The 12138-nt window shown below is 75.1% G+C and carries 11 protein-coding genes; 3 read left to right on the top strand and 8 right to left on the bottom strand.

All coding sequences use genetic code 11. From position 1 onward, the window contains the following. The first annotated feature begins 95 nt into the window (after window positions 1–95). The gene (locus tag ACIGXM_RS17680; protein WP_396561768.1) at window positions 96–563 is read left to right on the top strand and encodes an RDD family protein; all 468 of its coding nucleotides are present in this window, start codon (window positions 96–98) and stop codon (window positions 561–563) included. 95 nt (window positions 564–658) lie between these two features. Here the strand turns inward: ACIGXM_RS17680 and ACIGXM_RS17675 are convergent, their stop codons facing one another. From ACIGXM_RS17675 to lipB, 4 genes are all read right to left on the bottom strand, one after another. Further along, window positions 659–1348, bottom strand: a complete 690-nt coding sequence (locus ACIGXM_RS17675) for a DUF4191 domain-containing protein (protein ID WP_396561766.1) — start codon at window positions 1346–1348, stop codon at window positions 659–661. A 113-nt stretch (window positions 1349–1461) separates the two neighbouring features. Then, window positions 1462–1638, bottom strand: a complete 177-nt coding sequence (locus ACIGXM_RS17670; RefSeq protein ID WP_396561764.1) for a hypothetical protein — start codon at window positions 1636–1638, stop codon at window positions 1462–1464. Window positions 1639–1843: 205 nt separating this feature from the next. Beyond that, window positions 1844–2800 carry a lipoyl synthase gene (gene lipA / locus ACIGXM_RS17665; RefSeq protein ID WP_396561762.1) on the bottom strand — a complete coding sequence of 319 codons (957 nt, stop codon included), beginning with the start codon at window positions 2798–2800 and terminating at the stop codon, window positions 1844–1846. Between the two features lie 136 nt (window positions 2801–2936). Beyond that, the gene (gene lipB, locus ACIGXM_RS17660; RefSeq protein ID WP_396561966.1) at window positions 2937–3758 is read right to left on the bottom strand and encodes a lipoyl(octanoyl) transferase LipB; all 822 of its coding nucleotides are present in this window, start codon (window positions 3756–3758) and stop codon (window positions 2937–2939) included. Window positions 3759–4090: 332 nt separating this feature from the next. Between lipB and ACIGXM_RS17655 the strand changes: the two genes are divergently transcribed. Then, window positions 4091–5830, top strand: coding sequence for a regulator (locus ACIGXM_RS17655; protein ID WP_396561760.1), 1740 nt, complete (start codon window positions 4091–4093; stop codon window positions 5828–5830). A 68-nt stretch (window positions 5831–5898) separates the two neighbouring features. On the opposite strand, the gene ACIGXM_RS17650 is transcribed toward ACIGXM_RS17655, so the two are convergent. Beyond that, window positions 5899–7227 (bottom strand): FAD-dependent oxidoreductase, encoded by a 1329-nt coding sequence (locus tag ACIGXM_RS17650; protein WP_396561758.1) that lies wholly within the window; start codon window positions 7225–7227, stop codon window positions 5899–5901. 255 nt (window positions 7228–7482) lie between these two features. Further along, window positions 7483–8388, bottom strand: a complete 906-nt coding sequence (locus tag ACIGXM_RS17645; RefSeq protein WP_396561756.1) for a TIGR01777 family oxidoreductase — start codon at window positions 8386–8388, stop codon at window positions 7483–7485. A gap of 149 nt (window positions 8389–8537) precedes the next feature. On the opposite strand from ACIGXM_RS17645, the gene ACIGXM_RS17640 reads away from it, so the two are divergent. After that, window positions 8538–9605, top strand: coding sequence for a DUF2510 domain-containing protein (locus ACIGXM_RS17640; protein WP_396561754.1), 1068 nt, complete (start codon window positions 8538–8540; stop codon window positions 9603–9605). 40 nt (window positions 9606–9645) lie between these two features. On the opposite strand, the gene ACIGXM_RS17635 is transcribed toward ACIGXM_RS17640, so the two are convergent. Together ACIGXM_RS17635 and sucB are read right to left on the bottom strand one after the other, a co-directional pair. Then, window positions 9646–10161, bottom strand: coding sequence for a DUF4240 domain-containing protein (locus ACIGXM_RS17635; RefSeq protein ID WP_396561964.1), 516 nt, complete (start codon window positions 10159–10161; stop codon window positions 9646–9648). Between the two features lie 172 nt (window positions 10162–10333). After that, complete coding sequence (gene sucB, locus ACIGXM_RS17630; RefSeq protein WP_396561752.1) at window positions 10334–12100, bottom strand: 2-oxoglutarate dehydrogenase, E2 component, dihydrolipoamide succinyltransferase; 1767 nt, start codon at window positions 12098–12100, stop codon at window positions 10334–10336. Window positions 12101–12138: the final 38 nt, after the last annotated feature.

Genomic DNA, 12138 nt, shown 5'->3' with positions numbered 1-12138 from the left:
GTGGTCTAGACCATTGGAGCCGGCGCGGCCACGCGGATTCACTCGCAGGGGGAGTCGCCGCCGGTCGGGCCGGGCTGCCCGGATAGTGTGGATTCGTGGACAGCAGAGAAGCGTTGGGATCGTGGATCGAGGGGCCGAAGGCCGCCGCCGAGCGGATGGGCGCCGACTTCGGCTACCGGGGCGAGCGGCTCGGCCTGCCCGAGGAGGGATCCGGCTCGATGGCCGGCCCCGGCCGGCGGATCGGCGCGCTGCTGGTCGACGGCTGGCTCTGCAGCCTGGTCGCGTACGGGATGCTGGCGCACGGCAGTGCGCGCGAGGCGAACCTGTGGAACCTGCCGCTGTTCTTCACGGTCACCGCGATCTTCCTGGCGACCACCGGGACGACCATCGGCAAGCGGCTCTTCGGCCTGCGGGTGGTGCGCCTGGGCGGCGGCCGGGCCTCGATCCCTCAGGTGCTGCTGCGCACCTTCCTGCTCTGCCTGGTGATCCCCGCGGCGGTCTGGGACCGCGACTCGCGCGGCCTGCACGACAAGGCGGTCGGCACCGTCGAGGTCCGGATCTGAGCGGGAAGCCCCGCAGGCATCAGGAGACATCGCGAAAGAGGCCCCGCCGGACGGCGGGGCCTCTGCTGTCTGAGGGTGCTACGACGGCGGCGGGGTCAGCGCCCCTGGCCGCCCTTGGGCATCCGGGCACCCTTGGGCATCGGCCCCTTGGGGACCGGCGCCTTGGAGAGCAGGTCGCCCAGCGCACGCAGCCGGTCGTTGGTCTCGGTGACCTGCGCGGGCGTGATGGCCCGCGGCAGCCGCATCAGGTGGATCTGCAGCTTCTTCAGCGGCACCTCGCCCGGACCGTCGCCGACCACGATGTCGTGCACCGGCACGTCGCCGACCACGCGGGCCATCTTCTTCTTCTCGGCGGCGAGCAGCGTGCGGACCCGGTTCGGGTTGCCCTCACCGATCAGCGCGATGCCGGCCCGGCCCACGGCGCGGTAGACCGCGTCCTGGCTGCGGGTGATCGCGACCGGGGTCGGGTTGCTGCTCCAGCCCCGGCGGATGTTGTTGAGGACCGCCGCGGCCGCGCCCGGCTGGCCCTCCATCTGCCCGAAGGCGGCCCGCTCGGCCCGGCGGCCGAAGACGATCGCCGCGGCCAGGAAGGCCACGATGAAGCCCAGGATGCCCAGGTAGATCGGGTGACCGATCAGGAAACCGATGGCGAGGAACACGCCGAAGGTGAGGAGGCCGACGCCTCCGATGATCAGGCCGATCTTGGTGTCGACCTTCTTGGTCATGATGTACGCCTGGCGGATCTGCTGGAGCCGCCCAGGGGTATCGGATGTTTCCCTCGCCATGAAGGTCATGGTACGTGGCATGGACAGCGGACATCGAAGCCCGGTCCCCAATCGGTCCGAAGCTGTGATCCGACCGGGTCCGTCCGTCGGGTCCGTCAGCCGGGTCCGCCGGGCTACTGCCCGGCCCGGGGCCGCGGGCCGACCGGCGCCGCCGTCCGCTCCGCCGCGTGCCGGCGGTTCTCGCAGACCGCGGTCCAGGCGTTCAGCCGGGCCTGCCGCCGTCCGGGGGCCAGCAGGACGCGGTCCGCGAGCCGGATCGCGGCGCCGATGGTGGTACGGGTGGTACGCATGTCGGGTACTCCCCTCGCCGAGCCTCGCCAAGCCTGGGACCAGTCTCGGCCGCCGGTGTGACCGGCCGATGACGGCACCGTCAAAGGCTGATGAAACCGTTCTGCAGACCCGGTGCCGCCTCGGCGCCCCGCCGGCTCCCCGGCGTTCCCCCGAACAGCCGTGGGGCCCGGCGAACCGGGCCCCACGTCGGCGTTCCGCCGGGACTCACACCGCGCTGGCGCGCTCGCGGTGCTCCAGCGCCTGCCGGTACAGCCGCCCGGCGCGGTACGAGGAGCGGACCAGCGGCCCGGACATCACTCCCGCGAAGCCGAGCTCCTCGGCCTCCTGCTGCAGCTCCACGAACTCCTGCGGCTTCACCCAGCGCTCCACGGGGTGGTGGCGCACCGACGGCCGCAGGTACTGGGTGATGGTGATCAGCTCGCAGCCGGCCCCGACCAGGTCGGCCAGCGCCTGGCTGACCTCCTCGCGGGTCTCGCCCATGCCCAGGATCAGGTTCGACTTGGTCACCAGCCCGGCCGCCCGGGCCTGCGTGATGACGTCCAGCGAGCGCTCGTAGCGGAACGCCGGGCGGATCCGCTTGAAGATCCGCGGCACCGTCTCGACGTTGTGCGCCAGCACCTCGGGACGCGAGGAGAAGACCTCGGCCAGCTGCTCCGGGACCGCGTTGAAGTCCGGGATCAGCAGCTCGACGCCGGTCCGGCCGGCCTCGCGCCCGGCCGTCATGGCGTGCACCTGGCGGACCGTCTCGGCGTACAGCCAGGCCCCGCCGTCCGGCAGGTCGTCGCGGGCGACGCCGGTGATGGTGGCGTAGTTCAGGTCCATGGTGACGATGGACTCGGCGACCCGGCGCGGCTCGTCGCGGTCGAAGTCGGCCGGCTTGCCGGTGTCGATCTGGCAGAAGTCACAGCGCCGGGTGCACTGGTCGCCACCGATCAGGAAGGTCGCCTCGCGATCCTCCCAGCACTCGAAGATGTTGGGGCAGCCGGCCTCCTGGCAGACCGTGTGCAGCCCCTCCTTCTTCACCAGCGACTGGAGGGCGTTGTACTCCGGACCCATCTTCGCGCGGGTCTTGATCCACTCCGGCTTCCGCTCGATGGGGGTCTCGCTGTTGCGGACCTCCAGGCGGAGCAGCTTCCTGCCGTCGGGGGCGACAGCGGACACGAGCGACTCCTAGAACTAGACGGGGTACCCCCAGGGTACGCCTCTGCTTGTACGGTTTCCGCCCGGCGCGGGCCCTGCAATCGCAGGGCAACCGCCGCGGCGGCGTGATGATTCCCGACTCAGCGGGCCAGGACGCTCAGCGGGCCGCCGCGATTGGGGCCGCCGCGATCGGGGCCGCCGCGGGCGCGACCCGGGCCGGCGCGGGCTCCGGCAGCTCGGCGAGGACCGCCGCCAGGTGCCGCTGCACCACCGGCGCCGCCTCGCCCACCGGGATCTGCCGCCCCGCCTCGCCGGAGAGCGAGCCGACCCCGGCGTCCCGGATGCCGCACGGGATGATCCGGTCGAACCAGGTCATGTCCGGGTTGCAGTTGAGCGCGAAGCCGTGCATCGTCACGCCGCGCGCGACCCGCACCCCGATCGCCGCCAGCTTGCGGTCGTCCCCGCGCTGCCCGGCGTTGGACGGCGCGTACTCCGGGCCGGCCAGCCGCGGGTCGATGCCGAGCGGCAGGCCGAGCCGCAGCGTCAGCTTGCCGATGTCGACCACCTTGGCCGGGTCCGGCTGCGCGCCCGGCAGCTCCTGGCCCAGCACCCACACCCCGCTGCGCCCCTCGATCCGGCTGGTGCCGACCCCGAACTCGGCGCAGGCCCGGATCAGTGCCTCCTCCAGCCGCCGCACGTAGGCGACCACGTCCATCGGCTCGGGCAGCTTGACGATCGGGTAGCCGACCAGCTGGCCCGGCCCGTGCCAGGTGCCCTCGCCGCCGCGGTTGACCTGCACCACCGGGGTGTCGTCCAGCGGCAGGTCCTCCGGCTTGGTGCGCTTGCCGGCGGTGAAGACCGGCTGGTGCTCCAGCAGTAGAACGGTGTCGGGGATCTCGTCGGCCATCCGCAGCGCGTGCAGTCGCTGCTGTTCCTCCCAGGCCTCCTGGTACGGCACGGCGCGCTCGCCTATGCCCATCGTCACGAACCGTACGTTCTCGCTCACCGCTGCTCCTTGCCGGGCGTTGCGACCAACCTCGCCACTGTACGCCCGTGCGATCGGTTGCCCGAGAGCAGCCGTCACGCGGCCCGCGCGAGACGTCGGAAAGCCGCTCTCCGCCTCAAACCCCGCAGGCCGCACCTTCCCCACAACGGGCGCGCCTGCTTCACCCGTTCGGAGGATTGCCCGCCCAGATCCACCCATAGCGTCAGAATGCTCGCTACATTCACGCCGATTCCCGACAGGGGGCGTCGTGCAAGGCACCGGGGGGCTGGAGCTGCCGGTGCGGCGTCCGAGAGGTGTTGACTGACATGCCCCAACGGCCTGCAACCGACAGCCCGGCCTACGACCCACTCGACCCGCTCGGCCCGGACGAACCCGAGGCCGAGCACCCGCTGCCGGCCGCCTCCCTGCCCGGAGACCCTCGGGACGAACCCGAGGAGGCGGCCGCCCCCGGCCGGGTCCCGCCCGCCCGCACCCAGAACCCGTTGCTCGCCGAGCTGATCGAGGAGGCCGGCTTCTCGCACGCCGGGCTGGCCCGCCGGGTCGACCAGCTGGGTCTGGAACACGGCCTCGACCTGCGGTACGACAAGACCTCGGTGACCCGCTGGCTGCGCGGCCAGCAGCCGCGCGGAGCCACCCCGGCGCTGATCGCCGAGGTCTTCACCCGCAGACTCGGCCGCCGGCTCTCGGCCCAGGACATCGGCCTGGACGCCTGCGGGCCGGTCTACGCCGGGCTGGAGTTCGCCGAGACGCCGCAGGAGGCGGTGGACATCGTCGCCAGCATGTGGCGCAAGGACACCGGCCCGCAGTCCGAGCTGCGCCGGATCGCCTTCACCCCGGCCGGGCTGGTGGTGCCCAGCCGGGACTGGCTGATCGGGCGCAGCGACGAGCAGGTCGCCCGGGACGGCTCCACCGGCATCTTCGTCTCCGGCCCGGCCGGACCGCTGGCCGGTCTGGACGCCTCGCCGGACCCGGGGGACCAGCCGCCGCCACGCGGTTCGGCACCCCGCCCGGCGTCGCCCGGCCGGGTGCCCTCGCAGGGCCGCCGGCCGCTGGTCTCGACCGCCCGGACGGCCCCGCTGCCCGCGCCACCCGGACCGGCCGGCGAGGGCGCGGCCCGGGGCCAGCAACGGCCCGGACTGCGGGTCGGCCGCGGGGACATCGCCGCGGTGCGGGCGGTCGGCGACCTCTTCCGGGCGCTCGACCAGGCCTACGGCGGCGGCCACGCCCGCCAGGCGCTGGTGCGCTACCTGGAGAGCGAGGCCGAGCCGATGCTCCGCGGGCGCTACGGCGAGCAGATCGGCCGGGCGCTCTTCGCCGCCGTCGCCGACCTCACCAGACTCGCCGGCTGGACGTCCTTCGACATCGCCGCGCACGGGCTGGCCCAGCGCTACTTCGTGCAGGCGCTGCGGCTCTCGCAGGCGGCCGGCGACCGGGTGCTCGGCGGCTACGTGCTGATCACCATGAGCCAGCAGGCGGTCCACCTCGGGCACGGCCGGGAGGCGGTGCAACTGGCCCGGGTGGCCCAGCAGGGCGTGGGCACGGGGGCCCCGACCGTGGTGCAGGCGCTGATGCACGCGGCCGAGGCCCGCGGGCACGGGATACTGGGTGACGTGCGCTCCTGCACCGCCGCCCTGGTGCGCTCCGAGCGGGCCCTCGCGCTCTCCCGCAGCGGTGACGAAATCCCATCCTGGGCACGGTACTTCGACGAGGCCCAGCTGGCCGAGGAGTTCGCCCACTGCTACCGCGACCTGCAGCAGTGGCGGCCGGCCGCGCAGCACGCGGAGAAGTCGCTGCGGCTGCGCTCGGCCGCGTACGCGCGCAGCCGGGTGTTCTGCCGGATGGTGCTGGCCGCCTCCCGGCTGGGCATGGGCGACCTGGACGAGGCCTGCGCGATGGCCAGCGAGGCGCTCCGGGCGGCGGGGGAGATGCGCTCCGCCCGCACGGTGGAGTACCTGCGCGACTTCCACCGCCGGCTCGCGCCGTACCGGGGCAGCCCGGTCGCCCGGGCCTTCGAGGAGGCGGCGCGGCAGGCGGGCGCGATCTGAGGCGGTGACGTGGGGCCGGGCCGCCGCCCGGCCCCACGCGCTCCCGTCGACCCGGCCCCGACGGCGACTCAGGCCGCCGCGCGGGCCTCCGGCAGGCCGTCCCGGGCCACCCCCAGGTCGCGCAGCACCGCCTCGGCCGCCCGCCGGCCGGACACCAGCGCGCCCCGCGCACTGCTGGTGTCCCGGTGGTCCCCGCAGACGTACAGCCCGGCCAGCACCCGCACCGGGCGGCGGAAGTTGTGCGGCGGCGGCATCGCGGGCAGCGCGTCCGGCAGGTGACGCACGCTCAGGAACTCCCACTCCCGGGCGGACACCCCGTACAGCTCGGTCAGCCGGGACCGGACCGCCGGTTCCAGTCCGGCCGGCCCGCCGGCGTCGAAGCCGCGCCGCCCGAGCACGGTGGTGGCCACCAGCGAGCGACCGGCCGGGGCGTACGACTCGTGCACCTCGCTGAGCACCAGCGAGTGCGAGACCGGCGCGGCACCGCCGGTCCGGTCGGCGTCCAGCAGCAGCGCGGCCTCGCCCAGCGGTGCGGGTCCGGTGGCGTGGTAGTAGGTCGTCACCGGATGGAACTCGGGCAGCCGCAGGCCGGGCAGCAGCTCGGCGGCCGACCGGGCGTCGGTGGCCAGCACCACCGCGCGGGCCCGGATCGGCCCGTGCCCCGCGGTCCGCACGCCCTCCGCGCCGACCGCGCTCACCCGGACGCCGAGCCGGACGGTGCCCGGCGGCAGCGCCCCGGCCATCCGGGTGGGGACGGTGCCGGCCCCGGCGGCGGGCAGGCAGAGCCCGTCCCGGGCGTAGTCGCGCAGTGCCAGGTCGGCCACCCGGCTGCTGGTGCCCAGCGCCGGGTCGCTCAGCAGAGCGGTGAGCAGTGGGCGCAGGAAGCCGTCCACCACGCGTGGCGAGTGGCCGCGCTCGACCAGCGCCCGGGCCGTCGTGGTCTCCGGTCGGGCCAGCAGCCGGGGGACGGGGGTGGTGGCGAGCCGGTTCAGGGTGGCCGCCAGCCGGGCCTTGTCGAGCGCGCCGCCGCGCGGCGGGCGGCCGGCCGGGGGTCGGCCGGGCGGCTGCGGCGGGCCGCCGACCCGGTGCCGGTGGCCGGCGCTGTGCACCAGCACGCCGGGGGCCAGCGGGCACAGCTCCAGCCCGGCCAGGTCCAGCCGGTGGACCGGCTCCGGGAAGCCGGTGTTCAGCAGCTGGCCGCCGTGGTCCAGCCGGTAGCCGTCCACCTGGTGCCCGGCCATCCGGCCGCCGATCCGCTCGGTGGCCTCCAGTACCTGGACGTGCAGGCCGGCGCCGCAGAGCGCGTGGGCGGCGGCCAGTCCGGCCAGCCCGGCGCCGACCACAACCACGTCGGGGTCGGCGGAGCGGGTGCGGCGGGCGATGTCTTGTGGGGTCACGGACGAACTCCCTCCCTGGTCCCGGAGCTCCGGGCCGGCGGACGGCTACGGGGTGCCGGGACGGTCCGAACAGGTGATGCCCAGTCAGAACCGTGATCAGGCAAGGGTGTTCGAATCGGATCCAGGGGCGCACACCCCGTCGGTGGCACGTCCCGGGGGCACGCCCGGGCGCTGTGCGCCGTCCTGTGCGCCCCCGCGCCCGCCCATTCGCTCCCCGGTGCCGCTCCCGCCCGTCCCAGCCGTCTCCGGCGCCCCTCAGAGCGCCGCACGCACCGCCGAGAGGACGTCCGGATGAGCGAACTGGAACCCGGCCTTCAGCAGCTTCTCCGGCACCACCCGGTGGCTGCCGACCACCTCCACCGCCATCTCGCCGAGCGCCAGGCGCAGCACCGCCTCCGGCACCGGGAACGGCGTGGGCCGGCCGAGCACCTTGCCCATCGCCGCGGTGAGCTCCTCGTTGGTCGCCGGCGAGGGCGCGGTCAGGTTGACCGGCCCGCGCAGCTCCTCCACGTCGATCAGGAACCGCAGCGCCGCCACCTGGTCGGCCAGCGAGATGAAACTCCAGTACTGCCGGCCGGAACCGAGCCGGCCGCCCAGCCCGAGCCGGAACAGCGGGAAGAGCCGGCCACCCGCGCCGCCCGCGGCCGAGAGCACCAGGCCGGTGCGCGGGTGCACCACCCGGATCCCCGCCTCGGCGGCCGGCCGGGCCGCGCCCTCCCAGTCCACGCAGACCCGGGCCAGGAAGTCGTCCCCGGCCGGCGCCGTCTCGTCGATCAGCCGGTCGCCGGTCTGGCCGTAGAAACCCACGGCCGAGCCGCTGACCAGCACGGCCGGCGGCTTCTCGGCGGCGGCCAGCGCGGTGGCCAGGGCCCGGGTGCCGAATACCCGGCTGTCCCGGATCTCCTGCTTGTACCGAGTGGTCCAGCGGCGGTCGCCGACCCCGGCACCGGCCAGGTGCACCACCGCCTCGGTGCCGGCCAGCCCGGCCCGGTCCACCTCCCCGAGCGCCGGGTTCCAGCCGACCCCGACCGAGCCGTCGGGGTGCGGGCCGGTCGCACTGCGGTGCCGGACCAGCCGGACCACCTGGTGGCCGTCGGCCAGCAGCGAGCGGACAAGGGCGGAGCCGATCAGGCCCGAGGAACCGGTGACAGCGATGCGCATGCGGCCATCCTGGCAGCACGGCCGGTCCGGGCGGCCCCCGGGCCGATCCACACCGGCGGCGTGTCGCGGTCGGTGCGGGCCTGTTGACGGTCCGTCGGCCGGGCGGACCGGGTCGCTCCGCGGTCGGGTGGGACCGGTACGGTACGGCCGTGAACAACTCGACCCCCGCCGGCTGGTACCCCGACCCTGACCAGGGCGCGGGCGTCGGTGCGGGCGTCGGCGGCGGCCGGGAGCGGTACTGGGACGGCACCGCCTGGACGCCGCGGAGCCGGCCGGCCGGGGGAGCGTCCGAGGCGGCGCCACCGGTGCCGGCGCGGCGGACCGGGCCGTCCCAGGTCTCCGACGCCTCGCCCGCGTACGGGCACCCGGCCGTTCCCGCGCCGGACGTCACGCCGGGCGCCGGTTACGGCTTCCCGCACCTCCCCGGGCCCGCCGGGTACCGCTTTCCGCCGCCGCCCGTGCCGGTACCCGGGCCCGGCTTCCCGCCGCCGTTCGGTGCCCCCCACCCGGCGCCGCCGGTCGGCCCGCGCCGACGGGTCGGCCTGATCGCGGCGGTCGCGGCGGGCGCGCTGACCGTGACGGCCGTCCTGGTGGTCGGCACGCTGGTGCTGTTGGAGGGCGCCCACCAGGCGGCGGGCGGGCGCCCGGCCGCGGCCGCACCGACCCCGTCGGCGCCCGCCGTCTCGGCGGCGTCCGCCGCGCCGAGCCTCCCGGACCCGGACGGCACGGTGCAGGACGCCCAGCACGACTGGACCGTGCCCGTGCCGGTCGGCTGGACCTCCGCCGGCCAGGCCGGCGACCCCACCCTCCAGTTGGTGACCGGCCGCTACGACTGCACCGACCCGAACGGCTGCTACCACGGCACCTTCACCATCGGAAGCAGCCCGGCCACCGGTCCGGACGCCCGCTCGGTGGCCGAGGACGCGACGCGGACGGGCTCCGCCCAGCACTACGGCGACCGGACCTCGCACCAGGAGCTGGCCGCCGGCCAGGCCACCGTGGCGGGGATCGCCGGCTACTCGGTGCACTGGCAGGTGACCCCGCAGGACGGCTCCGGTCCCGGCGGCTTCGTCACGGTGGTCGCCGTCCCGGACGGCATCGGCGGCTACACCACCCTGGTCGGCACGGTCGACAACGCCCCGAACGCCCCGGCCCCGGCCGTCCTCGACCAACTCCTCCTCGGCATCCGCCCCACCGGGCCGCGCAGCGGCATCTGATCCCGGGGACGGTGGGGCGCCGGTCCGGGCTCCGGGAGGCCTACCGCCCGTACTGCTCCCAGAGGCGGGGGAATCGTTTCGCCATCATCCGCTCGTCGTCGAAGTCGAACGACTGGCCGGCCGGCTGCCGCGGCTGCCGGGTGCCCAGGTCGGGCAACGGCAGCCCGGTGAGCTGCTCGTGCGCCTCGTCGGCGGCGTAGCCGAAGTCCTCGGCGTCGCCGTCCTCCTCCTCGTCGAAGTCGGGCACCAGCTCGGCCAGCGCGTCCGGGTCGTGCACCGCGCCCTCGAAGACCTCCCGGCCCTGCGCGATCAGCCAGCAGCGGAAGAAGTCGAAGCCGTCCTCCGAGGCGCCACCGAGCAGCAGGTGGGCGGCACCCCACAACTCCCACGTGTAGGCGCGCTGGAAGCGCGCCTCGAACAGCCGGGCGAAGTCGATCACCTCATCGGGCGTCAGCTGGGCGAGCCGGTCGACCAGCAGGTCGGCCTGGTCGTCCGGGTCGCCCTCGGCGGCGTCCCGGGTCTCGTCGATGAGCTGCCAGAAGTCGGTCTCGTACATCACCGCTCCAGCATCCCCGTTAGCCGGCGCAAATGCACTGCGGCTGCGCCGCGCGGCACGGGCCCGCGCCGCCGGTTCGGGTGAACGCGGCACGCCGGACCACGGCCGGGCACGACCGAGCCCCGGTCCGTACGGGACGGACCGGGGCTCGGACGGAACTACGAACTACGCCTTACAGGCCGAGGTCGCCCTCGAACGCGCCCTCTTCCAGGCGGGCCTTGACGGTGCCCAGGAAGCGGGCCGCGTCGGCGCCGTCGACGATCCGGTGGTCGTAGGACAGGGCCAGGAAGACCATGTCGCGGATCGCGATCGTCTCGCCCAGGTCCGGGTGGTTGACGACGACCGGGCGGCGCACGGTGGCGCCGATGCCCAGCATGCCGACCTGCGGCTGGTTGAGGATCGGGGTGTCGAACAGCGCGCCGCGCGAACCGGTGTTGGTCACCGTGAAGGTGCCGCCGGCCAGCTCGTCGGGCTTGAGGCCACCGTCGCGGGTGCGGGCCGCCAGGTCGGCGACCTTCTTCGCGATACCGGCGATGTTGAGGTCGCCGGCGCCGTGGATCACCGGGACGAAGAGGCCCTTCTCGGTGTCCACCGCGATGCCGACGTTCTCGACGTCGTGGTAGGTGATGGTGTCGTCGTCGTTCACCCGGGCGTTGACGATCGGGTGGACCTTGAGCGCCTCGGTGGCGGCCTTGATGAAGAACGGCATCGGCGAGAGCTTGACGCCCTCGCGCTGCTGGAAGCCGGCCTTCGCCTTGGCGCGCAGCTGCATGATGCGCGTGACGTCGACCTCGACCACGGTGGTCAGCTGGGCCGACACCTTGAGCGACTCGACCATGTGCTTGGCGATGGCCTTGCGGACGCGGGTCATCGGCACGGTCTGGCCGCGCAGCGGGGACGGGGCCACCGGGGCGGCGGCCTTGGCGGCGGCGGGAGCGGCGACCGGGGCGGCGGCCAGTCGAGCCGCGGCGGCCTCGGCGGCGGCGATGACGTCCTGCTTGCGGATCCGGCCGCCGACACCCGAGCCGGTGACGGAGTTCAGCGCGACGCCCTGCTCGGCGGCGAGCTTGCGGACCAGCGGGGTGACGTAGGCGTCACCGGCGTCGGCCACCGGGGCGGCGGCAGCCGGGGCGACCGGGGCAACCGGAGCCGGGGCGGCGGCGACCGGCGCCGGAGCCGGGGCGGCGGCGACCGGCGCGGGGGCCGGGGCAGCCGGGGCGACCGGAGCCGGAGCAGCCGGGGCGGCGGGGGCGACCGGAGCAGCCGGGGCCGGAGCGGCCACCGGGGCCGGGGCGGCGGCCGGAGCCGGAGCGGCGGCAACCGCACCCGCGGCACCGATCAGCGCGAGCTGAGCGCCGACCTCGGCGGTCTCGTCCTCGCCGACCAGGATCTTCACCAGCACACCGGCGACCGGCGACGGGATCTCGGTGTCGACCTTGTCGGTCGAGACCTCCAGCAGCGGCTCGTCGACCTCGACGGTCTCACCCTCGGCCTTGAGCCAGCGGGTGACGGTGCCCTCGGCGACCGACTCGCCCAGCGCCGGGAGCAGCACCGGGGTGGCGTCCGCAGCCGGGGCGGCCGGGGCGGCAGCGGCCGGAGCCGCGGGGGCGGCGGCCACCGGCGCCGGAGCGGCCGGAGCCTCGGCCACCGGGGCCGGGGCGGCGGCGGCAGCCGGGGCGGCAGCCGCGACCGGGGCGCCCGAGCCGTCGTCGATGATCGCCAGCTCGGCGCCCACCTCGACGGTCTCGTCCTCGCCGACCTTGATCGCGGCCAGGATGCCGGAGGCCGGCGCGGGGATTTCGGTGTCCACCTTGTCCGTGGAGACCTCGAGCAGCGGCTCGTCGGCCTCCACCCGCTCACCCTCGGCCTTGAGCCAACGGGTGACAGTGCCCTCGGACACGCTCTCGCCCAGTGCGGGCAGCGTTACTGAGACCGCCATGGTTTCAGCGACTCCTATCAAGTCTTGCGTTCAGGAAG

Source organism: Kitasatospora sp. NPDC052896 (genome assembly GCF_044547075.1).
GTDB lineage: Bacteria > Actinomycetota > Actinomycetes > Streptomycetales > Streptomycetaceae > Kitasatospora.
This window is presented reverse-complemented; position numbering and strand designations above follow the sequence as displayed.

Coding starts and splice junctions, on each gene's coding strand:
- ACIGXM_RS17675 (WP_396561766.1), bottom strand. CDS start 1,348: ATGGCGAGGGAAACATCCGATACCCCTGGGCGGCTCCAGCAGATCCGC.
- ACIGXM_RS17670 (WP_396561764.1), bottom strand. CDS start 1,638: ATGCGTACCACCCGTACCACCATCGGCGCCGCGATCCGGCTCGCGGAC.
- lipB (WP_396561966.1), bottom strand. CDS start 3,758: ATGGGCATAGGCGAGCGCGCCGTGCCGTACCAGGAGGCCTGGGAGGAA.
- ACIGXM_RS17655 (WP_396561760.1), top strand. CDS start 4,091: ATGCCCCAACGGCCTGCAACCGACAGCCCGGCCTACGACCCACTCGAC.
- ACIGXM_RS17645 (WP_396561756.1), bottom strand. CDS start 8,388: ATGCGCATCGCTGTCACCGGTTCCTCGGGCCTGATCGGCTCCGCCCTT.
- ACIGXM_RS17635 (WP_396561964.1), bottom strand. CDS start 10,161: ATGTACGAGACCGACTTCTGGCAGCTCATCGACGAGACCCGGGACGCC.
- sucB (WP_396561752.1), bottom strand. CDS start 12,100: ATGGCGGTCTCAGTAACGCTGCCCGCACTGGGCGAGAGCGTGTCCGAG.